The 20,284-nt window shown below is 65.1% G+C and carries 18 protein-coding genes; 12 read left to right on the forward strand and 6 right to left on the reverse strand.

The features are described from left to right. Nucleotides 1–19 precede the first annotated feature (19 nt). Both pspA and ACQZF9_RS05625 read right to left on the reverse strand, forming a co-directional pair. Nucleotides 20–709, reverse strand: a complete 690-nt coding sequence (gene pspA, locus ACQZF9_RS05620) for a phage shock protein PspA (protein ID WP_428312273.1) — start codon at nucleotides 707–709, stop codon at nucleotides 20–22. A gap of 58 nt (nucleotides 710–767) precedes the next feature. Further along, a complete protein-coding gene (locus ACQZF9_RS05625) occupies nucleotides 768–1,061 on the reverse strand; it encodes a hypothetical protein (protein ID WP_428312274.1) in 294 nt (97 codons plus the stop codon). 203 nt (nucleotides 1,062–1,264) lie between these two features. Between ACQZF9_RS05625 and pspF the strand changes: the two genes are divergently transcribed. Then, nucleotides 1,265–2,344, forward strand: coding sequence for a phage shock protein operon transcriptional activator (pspF, locus tag ACQZF9_RS05630; RefSeq protein WP_428312275.1), 1,080 nt, complete (start codon nucleotides 1,265–1,267; stop codon nucleotides 2,342–2,344). A 9-nt stretch (nucleotides 2,345–2,353) separates the two neighbouring features. Here the strand turns inward: pspF and ACQZF9_RS05635 are convergent, their stop codons facing one another. After that, the gene (locus ACQZF9_RS05635; RefSeq protein WP_428312276.1) at nucleotides 2,354–2,860 is read right to left on the reverse strand and encodes a DUF6438 domain-containing protein; all 507 of its coding nucleotides are present in this window, start codon (nucleotides 2,858–2,860) and stop codon (nucleotides 2,354–2,356) included. Nucleotides 2,861–3,067: 207 nt separating this feature from the next. Further along, nucleotides 3,068–6,700, reverse strand: a complete 3,633-nt coding sequence (locus ACQZF9_RS05640; protein ID WP_428312277.1) for a M36 family metallopeptidase — start codon at nucleotides 6,698–6,700, stop codon at nucleotides 3,068–3,070. Nucleotides 6,701–6,970: 270 nt separating this feature from the next. Between ACQZF9_RS05640 and rmuC the strand changes: the two genes are divergently transcribed. Beyond that, nucleotides 6,971–8,368, forward strand: coding sequence for a DNA recombination protein RmuC (rmuC, locus tag ACQZF9_RS05645; protein ID WP_428312278.1), 1,398 nt, complete (start codon nucleotides 6,971–6,973; stop codon nucleotides 8,366–8,368). A gap of 108 nt (nucleotides 8,369–8,476) precedes the next feature. On the opposite strand, the gene ACQZF9_RS05650 is transcribed toward rmuC, so the two are convergent. After that, nucleotides 8,477–9,154, reverse strand: coding sequence for a TetR family transcriptional regulator (locus tag ACQZF9_RS05650; RefSeq protein ID WP_428312279.1), 678 nt, complete (start codon nucleotides 9,152–9,154; stop codon nucleotides 8,477–8,479). A 135-nt stretch (nucleotides 9,155–9,289) separates the two neighbouring features. Here ACQZF9_RS05650 and ACQZF9_RS05655 point away from each other — a divergent pair, with 135 nt between their 5' ends. The 10 genes from ACQZF9_RS05655 to ACQZF9_RS05700 all read left to right on the forward strand — a co-directional run bounded on the left by ACQZF9_RS05655 (nucleotide 9,290) and on the right by ACQZF9_RS05700 (nucleotide 19,747). Continuing rightward, on the forward strand, nucleotides 9,290–10,390 hold the full coding sequence (locus ACQZF9_RS05655) for a ferredoxin reductase (protein WP_428312280.1): 1,101 nt from the start codon (nucleotides 9,290–9,292) through the stop codon (nucleotides 10,388–10,390). Between the two features lie 113 nt (nucleotides 10,391–10,503). Next, the gene (locus ACQZF9_RS05660) at nucleotides 10,504–11,580 is read left to right on the forward strand and encodes a fatty acid desaturase family protein (RefSeq protein ID WP_428313376.1); all 1,077 of its coding nucleotides are present in this window, start codon (nucleotides 10,504–10,506) and stop codon (nucleotides 11,578–11,580) included. A gap of 14 nt (nucleotides 11,581–11,594) precedes the next feature. Continuing rightward, nucleotides 11,595–11,819, forward strand: a complete 225-nt coding sequence (locus ACQZF9_RS05665) for a hypothetical protein (RefSeq protein WP_428312281.1) — start codon at nucleotides 11,595–11,597, stop codon at nucleotides 11,817–11,819. 244 nt (nucleotides 11,820–12,063) lie between these two features. Beyond that, on the forward strand, nucleotides 12,064–14,382 hold the full coding sequence (locus ACQZF9_RS05670) for a catecholate siderophore receptor Fiu (protein WP_428312282.1): 2,319 nt from the start codon (nucleotides 12,064–12,066) through the stop codon (nucleotides 14,380–14,382). Nucleotides 14,383–14,453: 71 nt separating this feature from the next. Then, nucleotides 14,454–15,134: a Fe2+-dependent dioxygenase gene (locus ACQZF9_RS05675; RefSeq protein WP_428312283.1), complete on the forward strand. Its 681-nt coding sequence runs from the start codon at nucleotides 14,454–14,456 to the stop codon at nucleotides 15,132–15,134. A gap of 17 nt (nucleotides 15,135–15,151) precedes the next feature. Then, the gene (locus tag ACQZF9_RS05680) at nucleotides 15,152–15,781 is read left to right on the forward strand and encodes a PepSY-associated TM helix domain-containing protein (protein WP_428313377.1); all 630 of its coding nucleotides are present in this window, start codon (nucleotides 15,152–15,154) and stop codon (nucleotides 15,779–15,781) included. 38 nt (nucleotides 15,782–15,819) lie between these two features. Continuing rightward, nucleotides 15,820–16,416: a DUF2271 domain-containing protein gene (locus ACQZF9_RS05685; RefSeq protein ID WP_428312284.1), complete on the forward strand. Its 597-nt coding sequence runs from the start codon at nucleotides 15,820–15,822 to the stop codon at nucleotides 16,414–16,416. Beyond that, a complete protein-coding gene (locus tag ACQZF9_RS05690) occupies nucleotides 16,416–17,273 on the forward strand; it encodes a DUF4198 domain-containing protein (RefSeq protein ID WP_428312285.1) in 858 nt (285 codons plus the stop codon). Before ACQZF9_RS05685 ends, ACQZF9_RS05690 begins: the two co-directional genes overlap by 1 nt. Before the next feature lie 104 nt (nucleotides 17,274–17,377). Further along, entirely contained in the window at nucleotides 17,378–18,304 is a 927-nt protein-coding gene (locus ACQZF9_RS05695) for an FAD:protein FMN transferase (protein ID WP_428312286.1), read from the forward strand. 18 nt (nucleotides 18,305–18,322) lie between these two features. Continuing rightward, nucleotides 18,323–19,747 carry a sulfite reductase subunit alpha gene (locus tag ACQZF9_RS05700; protein WP_428312287.1) on the forward strand — a complete coding sequence of 475 codons (1,425 nt, stop codon included), beginning with the start codon at nucleotides 18,323–18,325 and terminating at the stop codon, nucleotides 19,745–19,747. A gap of 107 nt (nucleotides 19,748–19,854) precedes the next feature. On the opposite strand, the gene ACQZF9_RS05705 is transcribed toward ACQZF9_RS05700, so the two are convergent. After that, complete coding sequence (locus ACQZF9_RS05705) at nucleotides 19,855–20,283, reverse strand: ExbD/TolR family protein (RefSeq protein ID WP_428312288.1); 429 nt, start codon at nucleotides 20,281–20,283, stop codon at nucleotides 19,855–19,857. Nucleotide 20,284: the final 1 nt, after the last annotated feature.

Genomic DNA, 20,284 nt, shown 5'->3' on the forward strand with positions numbered 1-20,284 from the left:
GTGAGAACTCGCGCCCGGGCTATTCCTTGCTCGGCTCGTTCGCCTTCGGCGGGGTCTTGCCGAGCTTGGCGCGCAGCGCGCTCAGTTCGTCTTCGACCTTTTCGTTGGCGGCAAGCTGGGCGAACTCGTCGTTGAGTGAGCGCGTGCCCAGATCATAGGCTTCGAGCTCGGCTTCCATGCGATCGATCTTGCCCTCGTACTGCTCCATTTTAAGCATGGCGTCGGCCATCTTCGTATCGTGGATCGTCGACTTGACGCGCAGCCGCGAGGTCAGCGATTGCGAACGCAGCACGATCGTCTTCTGGCGCTGGCGCGCATCGGCCAGCTTGGCCTTGAGCTTGCCGGTGTCCTCGTCGAGCTTGCCGATCTCGTCCTCGACGTGGAACAGCTCCTTCTCGTACATCGAGAACTGCTCCAGCGCGCGGTTCTTCGCCGCCAGCGCGCCGCGGGCCAGGTCTTCGCGATCCTTGCTCAGCGCCAGCTCGGCCTTGCCCGCCCAGTCGGCGGTCTCGGCCTGGAGCTGGTTCAGCAGGCGCTGCAGCTCCTTCTTGCGCGCAATCGTGCGCACGCTGGTGGAACGCACTTCGACGAGCGTGTCTTCCATTTCCTGGATGATCAGGCGGACCATCTTCTCCGGATCTTCGGCCTTGTCGAGCATGGCGTGGATGTTGGAGTTGATGACGTCGGAAAGGCGCGAAAAGATGCCCATGGTGTAGCTCCGGTCAGTGCGTAGTGGTGAGATGCGATTGGAATGGTTGCCGGGCAATCTACAGCGACTGCCCGGCAGTGTTCGGCGCGGCGGCAGGGTCGTTGCCGACCTTGCGCAGCGTGTCGGCTTCGACCATTTCGCGCTCCGGCAGCAGCGGCTGCAGGCGCTCGCTGAGGTCGCGCTTGAGGTCTTCGCGCAGCTCGCTGAGCGCGGCGTTGCCCTGGGCTGCGATCCAGCGGCCGAGGCCGGCGCCAACGCGGCTGCCGATGCCATCGGCGGCCTGCGCGGCGGCGCTGCCGGCGATCAGGACGATGGCGAGGGCGGCCTGGGCGAGGGGGCGACGGTTGATCATGTGATGCTCTCCTGGTCATTGCTGCTGTGCTGTGCCCCTGTCTTGTTGCCAAGCTTGTGCCAAGTTGGAAAACCGATTTATCTAACTGATAATGATAGCTTTATTATTTATTGCGTGAGCTTGTAACATGGCGCAATCGGCGACCGGCGCAAAGTTGTGGTAGAAAGCGCCATCTAGTGAGCTGATCGGCGAAAACCACGACCATGGCGCAGCGCGATATCCCGGACCCGATCATCGGCCAGTCCGATAACTTCCTGGCGGTGCTGGAAAAAGTCTCGCGTGTCGCGCCGCTGTCGAAGCCGGTGCTGATCATCGGCGAGCGCGGCTCCGGCAAGGAGCTGATCGCGGCGCGCCTGCATTTTCTGTCCGAGCGCTGGCAGCGGCCCTACGTCAAATTCAACTGTGCGGCGCTCAACGAGGAGCTGCTCGAATCCGAGCTGTTCGGCCACGTCTCCGGTGCTTACACCGGCGCCACTCGCGCGCGCGTCGGTCGCTTCGAACTGGCCAGCGGCGGCACCTTGTTTCTCGACGAACTGGCCAGCATGAGCCTGCGCTTGCAGGAGAAGCTGCTGCGCGTGATCGAATACGGCGAGTTCGAGCGCCTGGGTTCCAGCGAGACCATCAGCGTCGATGTGCGCCTGGTCGGCGCCGCCAACCAGGATCTGCCGGCGCTGGCGCGCGCCGGACGCTTTCGCGAAGACCTGCTCGATCGTCTGTCGTTCGACGTGGTCACGGTGCCGCCGCTGCGCGAGCGTCCGGAAGACATCGTGCTGCTGGCGCAGAAGTTCGCCGAGAACATGGCCAAGGAACTCGGCCGCGAGTATTTCGCCGGCTTTTCGCCGGCGGCCGAGCGCCAGCTGCATGCGCACGACTGGCCTGGCAACGTGCGCGAACTGCGCAACGTCGTCGAGCGCTCGGTCTATCGGCTCGAGCATGCGCGGCGCGTCGTCGAGCAGCTGGAGCTGGACCCGTTCGCGTCGCCTTATCGTCCGCGCGGCGTGCTGCCGACCGGGGTGCTCGATCAGAACGTGTTGCCGACGATGGTGGCAACGACTTCGGTCATTGCGGCTTCAGTGCCCGCTACAACTGCGGACGAGCCGCGCTATCCACTGGAGTTCGAACGCGAAGTCGCCGAGTTCGAAACGCGCTTGCTCAAGGGCGCGCTCGATGCGGCGCGCTACAACCAGAAGCGTGCGGCGGAGCTGCTTGGGCTGACGTACCACCAGTATCGCGGGCAGCTGCGCAAATACGGCTTGCTGCGCGCCGAAGACGCAGCGCAATAGTGCGCCGATTCAGTATGCCGGCCGGTTGCTGACCCAGAGATCACTGCCGGCGACGGCATCGGCTTTCTTCTCCAGCGCGGCGAGCGTTTTCGGCGCAGCGGGGCAGCCGCCGTAACGCTCAGCCGTGACCAGCCCCTGCTGCAGCCGCGCGCTGAGCTTGGTCGTCGCCTGGTCGGTGAACATCGGGCCGCAGTCCTTGCTGTCCGGCGTGTAGCGCTTGGCCAGTCCCGGCAGTTGCTGCTGCAACTCGCGCAGCAGGTCGGCGACTGCGGCCTCGCTGATCCGCGAGCGCTGTTCTCCGCTCACCGCGGTATGGGAGCGGCCGTTGAACACAATCGTGCCGTCGCGAAAAAAACTCAGGGTGTAGGCCGGGCAGGCCCAGCCGCAGCCGGAGCGCGACATCCGGATGAGCTCGTCGGTCGCCATCTCGTCGACGCGCACAGCATGGAACGTCGTGGATTCCTCTAAGGGCTTGCTGCTGGTGTCGACGACATCGCCGGGCATGCTGGTGGCCACGCCCGCCGATGTGGAGTGGGTCGTCGAGCAGCTCAGCAAAAGAGGCAGGGTTGTCAGAATCCAAGCGAGGCGTGGCATCGTCAATGTCCAGGCGGTGATGCGGGCAAGCCTACGTCGGCGGTGAAGGTGATCGCAAAAGCCGTCGCGCACGAAAAAGGGGGAGCCAGCGGCTCCCCCCCAATGCGGCCTACTACGCGTCAGTGACGATCAGGGCGTGGCGTCGTCGACGACATCGCTGAATACCGGCTTCGGACCGATCACCTTGATCTTGTCGATGAACCAGCCGAATTCGCCGGTGTTGCTGTCGGACGCGGCGCGGAAGCGGAAGCGCACATTCTTGCCGGCCAGGGCGGTGCCGAAATCGACCGTGGTCGGCAGGAAGTCGTCAGCGTAGGAGGCGAAGCCTTCGCGACCGTTGACTTCGTCGAACACGATGATCAGACCGTTGTAGCCGCCGGCGGTGAAAGTGCCGCCGGCCGCCGTCACGTCGACCCATGCGCCGCCGTTGAGGCTGATCTCCATCACGCCGCCGTCATAGCTGACCGGCGTGCCGTCGCCCAGGGTCCCGGCTCTTTCGAACTGGAAGTAGTGCGTGAAGCTGATGCTGAATGGCTTATCGTCGACCTTGAAACCAGGCGAGGTCAATGCGGCGTCAGATGCAACGCCGTTATCCGGGATGTACCAGCCGCGGCCGGAGCCGAAGTTGCTGTCGCCGTTGACGATGGCCCATTGATCGCCGGTGCCACTGAGGAAACGCGGCGTCCAGTCGGCTGCGGAGGCAAGCGGACGTTCGACCGTGTCGGTGCTGAACACCTTGGGCTTGATGTCGTAGTTGACGTAGGTGCTCAGCATGACCTTGTCCGGCTCGATCACCGTGTCCTTCTTGTTGCCGACCTGCGGGAACTTCAGCTGTAGGTTGACCTTGGAAGCGGTGGCGGCGCTGTTGAGCTTGACCTGGAAACTGGCGGTGCTGCTGCCGTCCGGGGACAACGCCGGGAAGGTTACCGTCGAGCCGCTGGGGAAACTGGCATCGGAATCCGTCGACACGGCTACCGTGATCGGGTCGACCAGGTCGCGCGTGCCGTTGCTCTGGATGCTGACGGTGACCGTGCCGGTTTCGCCTGCGTCGAGCACGCCGTCGCCATCACCACCGCTGAAGTCCGCGGAGACGTCCGTGACTTCGAAAGCACCGGCGAGGGCGACATAGCTTTCGACGACGCCGGCATTGGTGCTCGAGAAGCGGTCCGGTGCCACTGCACCGACGCCCATGCCCATCTTCGCGAATGCCTTGGCGGCGAACTTGAAGTCCTTGGTGTCGGTTGCCTTGGTTGCCGCAAGGATGCCGTCACGCGCTTCGAGGAAGGTCGGCGCATACGGCGTCATCTTCAGGCCGGCGATCACGTAACGCTGGAATCGCTGCTGTGCTTTGTTGAAGCCATACTGGTTCAGCAGTTCGACGTAGAAGCCCCACAGCGTATTGGCCCAGATCTCACCGGTGGCATGCACTTCCGAATTGCCGACACCGGTCTGGCCGTAAGCCAGCGGTGCGGTGGTCGGCAGCGGCAGGCCTTCCTGGATGTGCTTGAAGGTCATCGGGAACACTTCCGGGTTCACCGAGTACGGCGCGCGGCGGATGCCGAAATAGGCATCGTTGGTCGCATAGGCAGCCGTCGAGTAAGCGCCGCCCCAGTTCTCGTTGCCGGCGATCAGGTTGTCGCCCGCGTGCACCGTCAGCAGCAGCGCACTGACGTCGGACCAGCCTTCGCCCATGCCGCGACCCTGCACGTTGACCAGGCCCGAGCCATTGCTGACCAGGCGGTTGCTGACGTGGTGGAAGTACTCGTGCGCGACGATGCCGTTGTCGAGCGTGCCGTCCTCGTCGGTCGCGGTCGGGATCTGCAGGCTGCCGCTGGTGGCGCCGGCGGTGATCGCGTCGCGGATCGTCGTGCCGTCGGCGAAGTTGACGCTGACGCTGCCGATGTTCACGGCCGGCGCGCCGTCGGTGGCGCCCATGCCGGGGGCGACGGTGGGGTTGGAACTGGTCGAGACGTTGGCGATGATCACGCCGGTGGCGCCGGCCGCCTCGGCCATGTTGGCCTTGATCTGGAAGCCGCAGGTGCCGCGGTTGATCAACGCGATCTTGCCGGCGACCGCTGCCGCGTTGGTGAGCGCGGTGCAACCGTCCAGCGGCGCGGTCGCGACGATGTCGCCGGTGGTGGTGAAGTTGGTCGGGCCGAACGAGGCCGTGCCGACGTCGAAGCTGCCAAGAGCCGGCGTGGTCACGTTGACACCGAGCGTGGTCAGGCCGTCGAACAGGTACATCTGCATCGACGGGCTGGCGCCGTCGGCCGGCGTGCGCATGTTGGCGTTGTTGCGGCCGCCCCAGTCCTGCGCCTGCGCGACGATCGGGTCGCCGCCAACGCCGCCACGGCCGTAGTTGTCGGCCTGGCCGTTGCCGGAGGCTTCGTTGAAGCCGGCGTCGTACCAGAAGTCGTGCAGCCAGTTGTTGATGTAGAACAGGTTGACGATCGCGTTCTTGCGCGCCGTGGTGGTACGCGGGTCGGTGTCCGCGGCGCCGTCGTAATCGAACGACAGCGGAGAGGAGATGCCGGCGCGGTAGTCGCCCAGGGTCGGATCGTAGCCGCCGGCAGTGGTGCTCGGGTCTTCACCCGGCTTGCCGGCGATGTCGATGTAGGCGTCGACGTTGTTGCCGACGGTTTCGGTCGCTGCCGCCGTCAGCCACGGGTCGCCGGTGGAGATCGGGCCGTGGTCGATGGTGACCACGCTGCTGGCGATCGGCGTGCGCGGCGGCGTCTGCGCCGGATCGAGCGACTGCAATGGCGAGGTCGGATAATCCGAGCCCAGCGGGCTGTCGTACGGAATGTGGGTGCCGCTAGTGTCGGCCCAGGTGCGATAGGTGAAGGCCTCGTATTCGGTCAGGTTCTTGCGGAACAACACCTTGCCGGTCTTGGCTGAAATCACGTAGCCGAACGATCCGCCTGCATTGGCTGCGCCGCCGCCGTCGAGTTCGACGTACCAGGCCGGTTCGAGTTCGTCGCCGTTGGCAAAGTAGACCTGCTTGCCGCGCGGCGACCCGGTCAGCGTTAGCTTGCCGTTGCCGGCCTTGGCATTGCTGGTGAAGCGGGTATAGCCGTCGGCGGTGCTGGTTTTGGCGGCGAGGACGCCGGCCGGCAGCTTGCCGCCCATGTCGGCGAACGCAGAAGACAGCGCCTGCTCGACGCTCAGGTCGAAGCTCGGTGCCGGCGAGCGCTGCGCGCTCTTCAGCTGGGACGTGCTGGCCTGCGGCGCGAAGTAGCCGGAGGCGGCGACCGGGCGCAGATCGCGGTCCAGCATCACGTTGATCTGGCGGCCGAACACATCGATGCCGTCGGCAGTCTGCTGGAAGCGGGTGATGATCGGGCCACTGCCCAGGTCATGCTTTTCGAGCAAACGGGCGCCGGCGAGCGCCGCCTTGCTCAGGCCCATCGCGCTCGCATTGGCGGCGAGAAAGCCGCGTGCACCGGCTTCGCCGCGGTCGGCGGACTTGAGCGCCATCGGCGCGACGGCGGCGTCGGCCTTGGCCCACAGGAAGGTAGTGACACCGAGCTTGCTATCGGTTTCGTTGCGCAGCGTGTTCTGGCTCAGGTAGGTCACCGTCGGCGCCAGCGCACGCATCTTGCCGCTGGCGAGCGTGGTCGCATCGAGCTTGCGGCTGGCACTCGCCGACTTGTTCGCGCCGGTATCGGCAAAGCTTGCATCGAAGTTGGGTTTGACGGCAGCGGAGGCAGCGGATGCGCCCGCAAGCGCCGCGGCTGCGGCGCATATCAACAGCTTTTTCATTTGGACTCCCTTCTTATGATCGAAACCGCGTTCGCGGTTTACGCACCCCGTCTTGGGGTGCGACTAGGGATCATAAGCAGCGCGCGCAATCGGCGGCAATGAAGGAAAACCCTTGTCTAGGCTAACCGTCTAGCTGGTTTTTTTTCGCAGGATTGCGATGCTGCTTTGCAGCGAAATTGCGCTGGAGAGGGCCACTTTGTCTTCCCGATTGAGCCCAGGCTGTAGACTCGGTGATCCATTCTGTAGAGCTTTTTCTCAGCCATCATGCCGATGACCTTGACCCTGATTGTGTGCCTGCTGGCGGTGGTCGCTGCGGCGGCGTTGACTGCCTTGCTGGTTCGCGCGCAGGCGCGCACGCAGATCGCGGTGGCGCAGACGCGTAGTGAGCATCTGTCCACGCAGCTGGCCGAGTTGCAGTCGCGCCTGCAGTCGCGCGAGGCGGACAACGCGACTCTGCAACGTAGCGGTAGCGAGCAGCAGTCGCGCATCGCCGAACTGCAGATACAGCTGCACGAGGAGCGTCGCCAGAACCAGGAGCGCCTCGCCAGTTTCGAAGAAGCCAAGCACAAGCTCGAAGAATCGTTCAAGGCGTTGTCCGCCGACGCGCTGCAGGCCAGCCAGGAAGCTTTCATGCGGCTTGCCGGCGCGACCTTCGAGAAACTTCAGGCGCAGACCGACGGCAAGCTCGAGCAGCGCGAACAGGCGGTCAAGGCACTGGTCGAGCCGATCGGCAAATCGCTCGAAGGCGTGCGCAGCAAGATCGACGAGCTGGAGAAATCACGTGCCGAAGCCTATGGCTCGCTGAGCGCGCAGGTGCGCTCGATGATCGTCACCCAGGATCAGCTGCGACTCGAAGCGGGCAATCTGGTGAAGGCTCTGCGCGCGCCGCAGACGCGGGGGCGCTGGGGCGAAATCCAGCTGAAACGCGTGGTCGAAATGGCCGGCATGCTCGACTACTGCGACTTCGAGCAGCAGGTGTCGGTAACGACCGACGACGGTCGTCTGCGGCCCGATCTGATCGTGCGTCTGCCCGGCGGCAAGCGCGTTATCGTCGATGCGAAAGCGCCGCTGCAGGCTTATCTGGACGCGGTCGAAAGCACCGACGACACGTTGCGCCAAACTCACCTGGCGCATCACGCGCGGCAGCTGCGCGATCACGTCAACAAGCTCAGCGCCAAGAATTACTGGCAGCAGTTCGATCCGACGCCGGAATTCGTCGTGATGTTTCTGCCGGGCGAGTCCTTCTTCAGCGCGGCGCTGGAGCAGCAGCCGGCGCTGATCGAGGACGGCGTCAAGCAGGGTGTGATCGTGGCGACGCCGACGACCTTGATCGCGCTGCTGCGTGCGGTTTCCTACGGCTGGCGCCAGGAAACCATCGCTGAAAACGCGCAGGCGATCGCGATCCTGGGCCGCGATCTTTACGAGCGCATCGGCAAGCTCGCCGAGCATTTCGGCAAGCTCGGAAAGAATCTCGGCACCGCGGTCAACACCTACAACGACGCCGTCGGCACGCTGGAATCGCGAGTGCTGCCGCAGGCGCGTCGCTTCAAGGAATTCGGTGCCGGCAACGGCGACATCGCGACGCTCGACGGGCTGCAGCAGGCGACACGGCAATTGCAGGCGCCGGAACTGGTGCTGGGCAACTCGACGACCCAGAGCGCCGACTGACTTCGCAGGCTGTCACCCCCGCGATGGCGGGCAACCGCAAGGCACCCAACCAAGGCAGCGGTCGACGAGACCTCCGGATTGCCGCCTGGCGGCAATCACGGATTGGCCTTACTTCGCGAGCTTCGCCGGCCGCCAGGCCGGCACCGCCAGCGAAATGAACAGCAACTGCCGCTCGGCGCGGCGGATGATGTCCTTCTCGACTTTCGCATCGTTGAGCGGCGCATCCAGAATCTGCTCGGCGATCGAAACCATTGCATTGACCATCAGCGTGGTCAGCATTTCGAGGCTTTCGGCGTCCCAGCGATCGAGCATCGGAAAGCGCGCCAGATCGGTCGCCAGATCGGCGCCGAAGGCGCGAATCTCCTGCTGGATCGATAAGCGCAGGCTGGAATAACCGCCGTAGCGTTCGCGCGCGATGAACTGGAAGTGCAGGCGGTTGGCGTGCACCTGGCTCACCAGCACCTCGACGGTGCGGCCGATGATGTTGTCGACCGGCAGGCCCTCGCTGCGCACCGAGCGGATCATCCGGCGCAATGCCAGGAAGGAGTCGGCGACCAGGTCCTGGCCGAGCTCCTCCATCGTCTGGTAGTGACGATAGAACGCGGTCGGCACGATGCCGGCTTCGCGGGTCACTTCGCGCAGGCTGAGGCTGCTGAAGCTCTTGTCATGTCCGAGCAGGCGCAGCGCCGCTTCCTGCAGCGCGATGCGGGTGCGCTGGCCCCGGGTTTCACGCCCTGCCGCGACCTGCTCGAGTTTCTCGGTAATCGATTCGGTAACCGACGGCATGGCCTAAGCGCGCGTGACTAAAGCCGAAGTATACGCAGACCAGAGGTGAAGATGACCTCAATGTGAACAAGTGTTGACATCGCCTTGAGGGCTTGTCAGGATGTGCACACACGTTCACTTGTCTGGTTCCCGCCCATGTTCGACTCGATCCTCGCAGGCCGCCTCAACCGCCTCCTCGGCTCGCCGCTGGTGGACGCGCTGACTGCGCCGCATGGCGTGGACCGCTTCCTGGAGCCGTTCAACCCGATGTGGTCGGTAGGCAAGGTCCGCGCCCGCGTCGTCTCGGTGCGCCGCATGACCGCCGACTCGGTGACCTTGCGCCTGCGCCCCAATCCGCTCTGGAAAGGCTTCGTCGCCGGCCAGTACGTGCGGGTGCAGGTCGAGGTTGCCGGCGTGCGCCGCAGCCGCTGCTACTCGCTGTCGGATGCGCATGGCGCCGAGGACGGCCTGATCGAAATCACCGTCAAGCGCCAGGACGGCGGCCAGGTGTCGAAGTGGTTGAACCAGCACGCACGGACCGGCCTGGTGGTCGGCCTGTCACAGGCCGAAGGCGAGTTCGTGCTGCCCGATGCGCCGGGCGCGCCCCTGCTTCTGATCGCCGGCGGCAGCGGCATCACACCGATGATGTCGATGCTGCGCACGCTGGATAAGCGCGGCCACGACGGCGCGGTCAGCCTGATGTACTACGTGCGCAGCGCCGCCGATACGATTTTTGCCGATGAGCTGAGCGCGTTGTTCGCTGCGCATCCGGGCTGGAAGCTGCAGATCGTCCGCACCCGCGACGCCGGCGCGCGCCGTTTCTGCGGTGAGCAGGTCGATGCGCTGATCGCGGATATGCAGGGCACCGATATTTTCGTCTGCGGTCCGGCGGCGCTGATCGACGCCGTCAGCACGCTGTGCGCCGAGCGCGGCTGCGAATCGCGGCTGCGTGTCGAGCGTTTTGTCGCCGCGCCGGCTGCCGCACCGGCCGACCCGGACACCATCAGCGGCGAGCTGAAGTTCGTTCGCAGCGAACGCTACGCCGCCAACGACGGCCGCAGCCTGCTGGATCAGGCGGAGGCCGCCGGCCTGCGCCCGGAAGCGGGTTGCCGCATGGGCATCTGCCACAGCTGCACCTGCCGCAAGACCTCGGGCGTGGTGCGTGATCTGCGCAGCGGCCAGCTGTCCTCGGCCGGCGAAGAAGACATCCAGATCTGCGTCAGCGCCGCCGTCGGCGACGTTTCGCTCGACATCTGATCATTCACTTTAGAAAGCAGCAGGAGCCCCTCATGGCCCGCAGCAAAGCACTGACCCAGCCGCGCAATCCGAGCAGCAAGTCCAAGCCGGTTGCCGGCGGCTCGAGCAATCCGATGATCGCGGCGCTCAGCGCTGCGCAGATCGAGGCTTTCGGCAAGGAGCTCGATGCGCTGCGCCTGCGCGTACTCGCCGACCTCGGCGAACGCGACGCGACCTACATCCGCAACATCGTCAAATGGCAGCGCGGGCTGGAGATCGCCGGCCGTGGCCTGCTGCAGTTCGGCTTCATCCCGCCGGCCTGGCTCGGCGGTGTCGCCGCGCTGTCGGTGTCCAAGATCCTCGACAACATGGAGATCGGCCACAACGTCATGCACGGCCAGTACGACTGGATGCAGGATCCGCAGCTGAACTCGAAGAATTTCGACTGGGACACGGCCTGCCCCGGCGACCAGTGGCGGCATTCGCACAACGTCATGCATCACACCTATACCAACGTGCTCGGCGTCGATCGCGACATCGGTTACGGCGTTCTGCGGATGGACGACAAGCAGGCCTGGCATCCGAAGTATCTGGGCAATCCGCTGTATGCCTTCCTGCTCGCCTCGCTGTTCCAGTACGGCGTCGCCGTGCACGACGCCGAGCTCGACCAGGTGTTCGAGGGCAAGCGCTCGCTGAAGCAGGCGATGCCGATCCTGAAAGGCGTGTGGAAGAAAGTGCGCCGCCAGTGGATGAAGGACTATGTGCTGTTCCCGGCGCTGGCCGGCCCCGGTGCCGGCTTCACTTTCGCCGGTAATTTGACCGCCAACCTGATCCGCAACTACTGGACGTTCACGATCATCTTCTGCGGCCATTTCCCGACCGACGTGCAGACCTTCGACAAGAGCGAACTGGACAATGAGGGCCGCGGCCACTGGTATCTGCGCCAGCTGCTGGGCAGCGCCAATATCGACGGCGGCAAGCTGTTCCACATCATGAGCGGCAATCTCAGCCACCAGATCGAGCATCACCTGTTCCCCGATCTGCCCGGCCATCGCTACGCTGAAATCTCCGCCGAAGTGCGCGAAATCTGCGTCCGCTACGGCCTGCAGTACAACAGCGGCTCGCTGGGCAAGCAGTTCGGCAGCGTAGTCAAGCGCATTTTCCAATTGGCGCTGCCGCCGCGTTCTGCGATGCTCCCGGTCGCCGCCTGAACGAGACCCGCGCGATGCCGAGCAAGCTGGAGCTGATCAAGGACGTTTTACAGGTCGCCGTCGACTCCGGAGCCGAGCGGGTCGGGCGCGTCACCACGCTGATTACCGGCGTGGTCCGCGACGTCAGCCGCGAGCTGGGCGAATGGGCGGGCGATGTATTCGAGGTGGTCGAGGCCGCGAAGCAGGCGCCGGCGGCAACCAAGTCCAGCCGAAGAAAACCCGCAAAATCAGCTAAGTAAGCAGGCACCGACGATGTGTGGAACGAGCCCCGACGGGGCTCGTTTTCGTTGCCGCGCCCGGCAGCCAGCAAAAATCAGCCATCCGGATCCTCTTTTTGCATGTTAATGATTCTCATGTAGAATCGCGTTCAGTTAATTAACAAAAAGTTAACGACCCGGAAAGCCAGAGCACCGCCGGCCAGGGAAGGCGCGGTGTGGACTGCTGTTAGCCACCGTCAATCCATATCGTTTAGGGAGTGATTCGATGATGAGGTTCCGTATGACGCCGCTGGCTGCGGCGGTATTGGCTGTGTACGCCGTTCCGGGAATGACTCAAAGCGAGCAGCCAAGCGCTCCGGCAACCACGCCGAGCGCCGAGCGCGCCGTCGCCTTGCCGGCGGTTCGTGTCGAAGATCAGACCGAAGGCAGCTACAAGCCGGAAACCGTTTCGTCGCCCAAGTTCACCCAGCCTTTGGTGGATACGCCGCAAACCATCATCGTGGTCAAAAAGGAACTGATTGCCGACCAGGGTGCGGTCAGCCTCAGTGATGCGCTGCGCAATGTGCCGGGCATCACCTTCCAGCTTGGCGAGAACGGCAACACCCAGAGCGGCGACAGTATCTTCATGCGTGGCTTCGATTCGCAGGGCAGCATCTTCCTCGACAACATCCGCGATCTGGGCGCCGCCGTACGCGATGTGTTCAATATCGAGCAGATCGAGATCGTCAAGGGCCCCTCCGGCTCGGACAACGGCCGCGGTGCGGCGTCCGGCTACGTCAATCTGGTCAGCAAGACGCCGTTCGCCGAGAACGCCGCTACCGGTTCGGTCAGCTACGGCAGCGAGTCGCGTCGTCGCGTGACCGCGGACCTCAATCAAACCATCGGCGAGCACTCGGCGGTTCGCCTGAATCTGGTCGGTCAGGACGGCGGCGTCGCCGGTCGTGACTTCATCGAGCGTCAGCAGTGGGGCATCGCGCCGTCGATCGCCTTCGGTCTGGGCACCGCGACCCGCATCACCGCGTTCAGCCAGCACGTCCAGCAGAACAACACGCCGGACGGCGGCATCTCCGCTATCGGTCTCGACGGCTATCGCAATCCGACGCTGGAAGCCGCCGCGGTGGAAGCCGACAAGGTCGATACCGATAACTTCTACGGTCTTTCGGCCGACTACGAAGATCTGACAGCGAACATGTTCACGCTGCGCATCGAACACGATCTGCAGCCGGGCGTCACGGTGCGCAACCTGTCGCGCTACGGCAGGAGCGAGCAGCAGCGTGTGCTGACCGCCCCGCTGCAGGCGCCGAACCTGACATACGACGACGACGGCGACGCCTCCACGCCGGCGGTGTTCCAGCCCGACAGCTCTCAATGGACGCAGAACCGTTCACGCCAGGGCAGCTATCGCAAAAACCAGATCCTGACCAACCAGACCAACTTCACCGCCGACGTGGCGACCGGCTCGTTCAGCCATACGCTCAGCGGCGGCGTCGAGTTCATCTACGAATCGCAGGACACGCCGGCCTACGGCCTGGCGACCGGTCAGACGCAGACGCCCGCCAACCTGTACAACCCGGACCCGGGCGAGCCCGCGGCCACCGTGGTCAAGACCGGGGCCTATGCCGACGGCCACACCACCACCGGCGCGGTCTACCTGTTCGACACGATGAAGCTCACCGAGCAGTGGGCCGTGAACGGCGGCCTGCGTTGGGAGCGGTACGAAACCGTCACCGATTCCGCCGCGCTGTCGACGGCCACCGCCAACCCGACGCTGCCGGTGGGCACCGTGCTCGCGTCGCATGTCGAAGCCGCCGACAACCTGCTCAGCTGGAAGGCGGGCCTGGTCTTCAAACCCTTGCCCAACGGCAGCGTCTACTTCACCTACGCCAATTCGCTGCGTCCGCCGGGTGGTGACAACTTCACGCTGAGCGCGACGGCGACCAACATCAACAGCCCGGCGCTGGATCCGCAGAAGGCCAAGAACCTCGAACTGGGCAGCAAGTGGGAATTCCTCGACGGCCGGCTGCTCGCCACCGCGGCGCTGTTCAAGAGCACCAACAAGAACGATCTGGCGCGTCAGGGCGAAGACACGATCGTTCAGTACGGCGAGAAAGAGGTCAAAGGTGTCGAACTCGGCGTGGTTGGACAGCTGACGCAAGCCTGGCAGATCAGCGCCGGCTACACCTTCCAGGACACCGAAGTATCCGAAGGCACGCTGGCAACCGACGGCAGCTCTACGCAGACCGGTGCGGCGATCAACTTCTCGCCGAAGAACAGCGCTACGCTGTGGACGACGTATGAGTTTCCGCTTGGTCTGCAGATCGGTGGCGGCTTGCGCTACGTGGATTCGCAGGCGCGCACCGTCAACAACAACCCCGGCGCTCTGACCACCGGCATTTTCGACATCGACAGCTACACGGTTTTCGATGCGATGGCGAAATATACCGTCACCCGGAACCTCGGCGTGCAGCTCAACGTCTACAACGTCGCCGACGAAGACTATGTCGGCAGCGTCAACAACTCGGGTCAGCGTTACTTCCCTGGCACGCCGCGCTCGTATCTGGCGACGTTGAACGTCAGCTTCTGAAGCCTGCACATGGTAAGAAGGGCTCACGTGCGCAAGCGCGCGGGCCCTTCACCTTTCCTTCGAGAATCCACATGCTGGTGCAGATTCCAGAGTTGCTGAATGCCGAACAAGTCGCGCAGTTGCGTGCGGCGCTGGACGGCGCGGATTGGGACGACGGGCGTATCACCGCCGGGCCGCAGGCCGCGCGCGTGAAGCACAACCGCCAACTGCTGGAAACCCATCCGCTGGCCAAGCAGCTGGGCGAGATCATCCTGCGGCAGCTTGCACAGAATTCGCTCTTCACTGCCGCGGCCTTGCCGTTGAAGGTGTTCCCACCGCTGTTCAATCGCTATGAAGGCGGCGGACATTTCGGCGGCCATATCGATACCGCGGTCAGGCTCACCCGCGAGGCGCCTTATCGAGTGCGCACCGACATTTCGGCGACGCTGTTTCTGGCGGCGCCCGAGGAATATGACGGTGGCGAGCTGGTGGTCGACGACACCTACGGCACGCATAGCGTGAAGCTGCCGGCGGGACATCTGATCCTGTATCCGGCGAGTAGCCTGCATGAAGTCCGCCCGGTGACGCGCGGTGCGCGCATCGCGGCCTTCTTCTGGGTTCAGAGCATGGTGCGCGACGATGGCCAGCGCGCCTTGCTCTACGACCTCGATCGCTCGATCCAGAATCTCAACAAGACCGTGGCCGACCATCCATCTGTGACGCAACTGACCGGCGTTTATCACAACCTGCTACGGCGCTGGGCGGATCTGTGAACGCGCCTGCGACCACGATGGCCGAAGTCGCCTCTCGCGCGCAGCGCCGCGCGTTCTGGCTCAAGCAGCTGCACCAGTGGCACTGGATCAGCGCCGCGCTGTGCCTGGTCGGCATGCTCGCTTTCGCGCTCACCGGCATCACCTTGAATCACGCCTCGCAGATCAAGAGCAAGCCGCTGATCAGCAAGCACGGCGGTGAACTGCCGGCGCCCCTGCTGGCCGAATTGACCGCGCCGGGCGCCAAAGACGCGAGCGAATTGCCGGCCGACGTGCAGCAGTGGTTCGCCAAAGAGTGGTCATTACACGGCGCCGACGGCGCGCCGGAATGGTCGGACGACGAGGTCTACCTGTCGATGCCACGGCCCGGCGGCGACGCCTGGCTGAGCATCGATCTTGAAAGCGGCGAGGCGACCTACGAGCGCACCGATCGCGGCTGGATTTCATACCTGAACGATCTGCACAAGGGCCGCAACACCGGAACGATGTGGAGCTGGTTCATCGACGTCTTCGCAGTGGCTTGCCTGATCTTTTCGATCACCGGATTGTTCCTGTTGCAGCTGCACGCCAAGCGTCGTCCGAGCACCTGGCCGCTGACCGGCCTGGGCTTGCTGATCCCGCTGCTGCTGGCGCTGTTGTTCATTCACTGACGTTCCCCAACATTCACCGACTCAGGACGAGTTCAACGATGAAACGCACCGCATTTTCCCTGGCGCTTTGCAGCCTCTCTGCGGCGCCCGCGGCGATGGCCGCCGATCTCGACATCAGCGTGCAGATCCCGCAGCTCGATGTCGCCGAATATCACCGCCCCTATGTCGCGATCTGGCTGGAGCGTGAAGATCGCAGCGTCGCCGCCAATCTCGCGATCTGGTATTCGCAGAAGAAGGGCGGTGGCGGCCCGGGCCCCGGCGCGGCGCCGCCGGCCGGCGATGCCAAGCCCGGCGATGCCAAGCCGCCGCAGGCCGGTGGCGAAGGCGGTACCAAGTGGCTGCCGGACCTGCGCCAGTTCTGGCGGCGCAGCGGCCGCGAACTGAGCCTGCCGGTCGACGGCGTCAGCGGTGCGACGCGTCCGGTCGGCGAGCAGAAGCTGAGTTTCAAGACCGGTACCGCGCCGCTGGCCGAGCTGGCGCCGGGCAAGTACAAGCTGCTGGTCGAAGCCGCGCGCGAAGACGGCGGCCGCGAACTGCTCGACATCCCGTTCGAGTGGCCGGTCAGCGCCGCAACACCGCTGAAAGCGCAGGGCAAGAGCGAGCTCGGCGCGGTCAGCCTGCAGCTGAAACCCTGATGCCGACTCTCACAAGGACGATCAACGCCATGCGCAGCCGCACGCTTAAAACCACCGCCGTCAGCGCCGCCATTGCGCTGCTGATGCCGCTCGTCGCCTCCGCTCACCAGGGCTGGATCGAGCCGTCCAAGACCGTGCTCGCGGTCGGCCAGTGGGTCACCTTTGACGCCGGCGTGTCGACGCTGCCGTTCATCAAGGATCACGCGCCGATGCGGCTCGACAATCTCACGATCACCGCGCCGGACGGCAGCGTCGTGCAGCCGGAGAACGCATCCACCGGCAAGACGCGCAGCGTGTTCGATCTGCAGCTGAGCCAGGCCGGCACTTACAAGATCGCGGTGATCAACGGCAACACGATGGCGAGCTGGGACGAGCAAGGCCAGACCAAGCGCTGGCCGCCGCGCGGCACGCCGTTCACTGCCGAAGCCTTTGCCAAGGAAGTGCCGGCCAAAGCCAAGGATCTGAAAGTCAGCCAGATGATCGGCCGGCTCGAAACCTACGTCACCGCCGGCAAGCCCAGCGATGGCGCGCTCAAGCCCAGCGGCAAAGGCCTGGAGTTGGTGCCGGTCACCGCGTTCAACGATCTGTATGCCGGCGAATCCGCGACGTTCCAGCTGCTGCTCGACGGCAAGCCGGCCAAGGGCATCGACGTCGAAGTGATCGCCGATCGCACACAGTATCGCGACAGCGTCGACGCGCTCGAGCTGAAGTCCGACGACAAGGGCCAGGTCAGCATTGCCTGGCCGAATCCCGGCGTGTATCTGCTGACCGCATCGGTCACCGACAACAAGGCGGACAAGCCGGCGAAAGAACGCCGCAGCAGCTACGCCGGCGTGTTCGAGGTGCTCGCGCCCTGAGCGGGTCAGCGGCGAATCGCGTCCTGCTGCCGGCGCAGCTGAGCGCGGCGGCGCAAGCCGGACCGCTGGCCGGCGCGCGCTTGTACGGCTTGCAGGGCGCGACGATGGGCACAAGCTGGAGCCTGCGCTGCGCTGCGGGCGATACGCTCGACGTCGAGGCCTTGCAGCGTGCGGTGCAGGCGGCGCTGGATCGCATCGTCGCGCAGATGAGCACCTGGGAGGCGGGCTCGGATCTGTCGCGTTTCAACGCGGCCGAAGCGGGCAGCTGGATCGCGTTGCCGCGTGCTTTCTACCAGGTGCTGAGTTACGCGCAGGCCCTGGCGCAAAGCAGCAACGGCGCTTACGACGTCACCGCCGGTGCGCTGGTGAATTGCTGGGGTTTCGGCCCCGGCGAGCCGCGCGATGACATTCCCTCCGACGACGACATTCGCGCGGCACTGCGGCGCGTCGGCTGGTCTCGTCTGCTGCTCGACGACGCAAGGCAACTCGCATTGCAGCCGGGCGGTCTTTATGTCGATCTGTCGTCGATCGCGAAAGGCCACGGCGTCGACTGCGTCGCCGATTGCGTCGAGCGCTTCGGCATCACGCACTACCTCGCCGAAGTCGGCGGCGAACTGCGCGGTCAGGGCTGCAAACCCGACGGCTCGCCGTGGTGGGTGGAGCTGGAAAGCGTGCCCGATGCTCGTTCCGATTCGGGGCGCTGGGTCGTCGCGCTCGATGGTCTGTCGGTTGCGACGTCGGGCGATTACCGCCGCTACTTCGAGCGCGATTCCCGGCGCTATGCGCACACGCTGGATCCGCGCAACGGCCGACCCGTGCGCAACGCGCCGGCGTCGGTGACCGTGCTGCACGCGGAGTGCATGCAGGCCGACGCGCTGGCCACCGCGCTCACCGTACTGGGTTTGCAGGACGGCATGGCCTACGCCGAACGTCATGGCATCGCGGCATTGTTCGTCGTGCGCCGGCGTGACGATGCAGCTTGCACCGATGAATTCGCCAGCAGCGCGTTACTTGCGTTGCTCGACTCCTGATCCTTGCTTCGCCGTGCGATGAAACGTCCCGCTTTCTCGGTCGCGTTGGCGACTGGCCTGCTGCTGTTGGCGCTGCTCGCGATCGCGGCGTGGCTGTTTTCACTGCAGCCGGCTGCCTTGCGCTGGCGCGATCCGGGCGACGCACGCTGGCGGGCCGCGATTGCGGCGCTGCTGATTTACGCGCTGTTTTTTGGCCTGCTGCAATGGCGTCGTGTGCGCCGGCGCCAGCAGCAGACCGCGCAAGCGGGCGAGGCGCTGCTGGTGATCCACTCCAGCCAGACCGGCCACGCCGAACAGATCGCGCTGCAGACCGTGCAGGCCTTGCAGGCCACCGGCGTGCCGGCGCGGCCGGTCGCGCTGGAGACGCTCGACGCGGCCACGCTGAGCGAGGCGCGCCGCGCGCTGTTCATCGCCAGCACCACCGGCGAAGGCGATCCGCCGGATGGCGCGCTGCGTTTCATTCGGCATGTGATGACCGAAGCACCCGAGCTCGGCGAGCTGCAATACGGCCTGCTCGCACTGGGAGATCGCGAATATCGGCAGTTCTGCGCCTGGGGCCGTCGACTCGACGGCTGGCTGCAGGAACAGGGCGCAACACCGTTGTTCGAGCGCATCGACGTCGACAACGCCGATGCCGCTGCACTGGCGCTGTGGCGCAGCCGTCTCGGCGTGGCGCAATGGCAGGAGCCGGAGTATCAGCCCTGGCGGCTGATCGAACGCCGTCAGCTCAACGTCGGTAGCGTCGGCGCGCCATGCTTTCACGTCGCGCTGGCGCCGCTCGCCGGCAACGCCAGCTGGCAGGCCGGCGACGTCATCGCGGTGCAGTTACCGGGCGATCCGCCGGTGCTGCGCGATTATTCGATCGCGTCCTTGCCCGCGGACGGCAGCGTGCATCTGCTGATCCGCCAGACGCGCCGCGCCGACGGCAGTCTCGGTGTCGGCTCGGGCTGGCTGACGCAACACGGCACGATCGGCAGCACGCTGCCGGCGCTGCTGCGGTCCAACAACAGTTTTCATCCGCCGGAGGATGCGCGGCCGGTGATCCTGATCGGCAATGGCACGGGTCTCGCCGGCTTGCGCGCGCTGTTGAAAGCCCGCATCGCCGGCGGTCATTACGACAACTGGCTGATCTTCGGCGAGCGCAACGCCGAGCATGATTTCTATTATCGCGACGAGCTGCTGGCCTGGCACGACGCCGGCTCGCTGAAGCAGCTCGACCTGGTGTTTTCGCGCGATGGCGACAGGCACGAGTACGTGCAGGATCGCCTGGGTGCGCGTGCCGATGAATTGCGTGGCTGGGTCAGCCGCGGCGCGGCGATCTACGTCTGCGGCAGTGCGCAGGGCATGGCGACCGGTGTGGACCAGGCGCTGCACGCCGCGCTGGGCGATGCTGCAGTGGAGAGCCTGCGCGAGGCGGGACGTTATCGTCGCGACGTGTATTGAGAATGCTGCCGCTACATCACCTGTAGGAGCGGATCCTATCCGCGACTGAGGCCATCAACAGCACAGTCGCGGATGGGATCCGCTCCTACGGATGACGCGATAACGGCTTAAGGCGCGGAAGCCGCCGCCGGATCCGACACGAAGCCCATCTTGGTGACGCCGGCTTTCGCCGCCTCGGCCATCACTTGCGCCAGCACCTGGTAACGCGTGTCGCGATCGGCGCGCACATGCAGTTCCGGCGTCGGCTCTTGCTTGCCGGCTTCCTGCAGCCGCGCGCTGGCCTGTGCCATCGACACCGGCTCGCCGTTCCAGAAGATCTGCCCCTTGTCGTCGAGCGCAAAATCGATCTTGTCGGGCTCGACCTTGGTCGGCTCGCTGCTCGCCTGCGGCAGATTGATCTTCACCGAATTGGTCAGCAGCGGCGCGGTGATGATGAAGATCACCAGCAGCACCAGCATCACGTCGATCAACGGCACCATGTTGATCTCGGTCATCGGGGTCGCGTTGGGTTTGTGGCCGAAGCTGCCGAAGGCCATG

Origin of the sequence: Hydrocarboniphaga sp. (genome assembly GCF_965279055.1) — a bacterium.
In the GTDB taxonomy this organism is placed as follows: domain Bacteria; phylum Pseudomonadota; class Gammaproteobacteria; order Nevskiales; family Nevskiaceae; genus Hydrocarboniphaga.

Bases quoted from the DNA above. Each gene is read 5' to 3' on its own strand.
- pspA (WP_428312273.1), bottom strand. From the start codon at position 709: ATGGGCATCTTTTCGCGCCTTTCCGACGTCATCAACTCCAACATCCAC.
- ACQZF9_RS05625 (WP_428312274.1), bottom strand. From the start codon at position 1,061: ATGATCAACCGTCGCCCCCTCGCCCAGGCCGCCCTCGCCATCGTCCTG.
- pspF (WP_428312275.1), top strand. From the start codon at position 1,265: ATGGCGCAGCGCGATATCCCGGACCCGATCATCGGCCAGTCCGATAAC.
- ACQZF9_RS05640 (WP_428312277.1), bottom strand. From the start codon at position 6,700: ATGAAAAAGCTGTTGATATGCGCCGCAGCCGCGGCGCTTGCGGGCGCA.
- rmuC (WP_428312278.1), top strand. From the start codon at position 6,971: ATGACCTTGACCCTGATTGTGTGCCTGCTGGCGGTGGTCGCTGCGGCG.
- ACQZF9_RS05650 (WP_428312279.1), bottom strand. From the start codon at position 9,154: ATGCCGTCGGTTACCGAATCGATTACCGAGAAACTCGAGCAGGTCGCG.
- ACQZF9_RS05655 (WP_428312280.1), top strand. From the start codon at position 9,290: ATGTTCGACTCGATCCTCGCAGGCCGCCTCAACCGCCTCCTCGGCTCG.
- ACQZF9_RS05660 (WP_428313376.1), top strand. From the start codon at position 10,504: ATGATCGCGGCGCTCAGCGCTGCGCAGATCGAGGCTTTCGGCAAGGAG.
- ACQZF9_RS05665 (WP_428312281.1), top strand. From the start codon at position 11,595: ATGCCGAGCAAGCTGGAGCTGATCAAGGACGTTTTACAGGTCGCCGTC.
- ACQZF9_RS05670 (WP_428312282.1), top strand. From the start codon at position 12,064: ATGATGAGGTTCCGTATGACGCCGCTGGCTGCGGCGGTATTGGCTGTG.
- ACQZF9_RS05675 (WP_428312283.1), top strand. From the start codon at position 14,454: ATGCTGGTGCAGATTCCAGAGTTGCTGAATGCCGAACAAGTCGCGCAG.
- ACQZF9_RS05680 (WP_428313377.1), top strand. From the start codon at position 15,152: ATGGCCGAAGTCGCCTCTCGCGCGCAGCGCCGCGCGTTCTGGCTCAAG.
- ACQZF9_RS05685 (WP_428312284.1), top strand. From the start codon at position 15,820: ATGAAACGCACCGCATTTTCCCTGGCGCTTTGCAGCCTCTCTGCGGCG.
- ACQZF9_RS05690 (WP_428312285.1), top strand. From the start codon at position 16,416: ATGCCGACTCTCACAAGGACGATCAACGCCATGCGCAGCCGCACGCTT.
- ACQZF9_RS05695 (WP_428312286.1), top strand. From the start codon at position 17,378: ATGGGCACAAGCTGGAGCCTGCGCTGCGCTGCGGGCGATACGCTCGAC.
- ACQZF9_RS05700 (WP_428312287.1), top strand. From the start codon at position 18,323: ATGAAACGTCCCGCTTTCTCGGTCGCGTTGGCGACTGGCCTGCTGCTG.
- ACQZF9_RS05705 (WP_428312288.1), bottom strand. From the start codon at position 20,283: ATGGCCTTCGGCAGCTTCGGCCACAAACCCAACGCGACCCCGATGACC.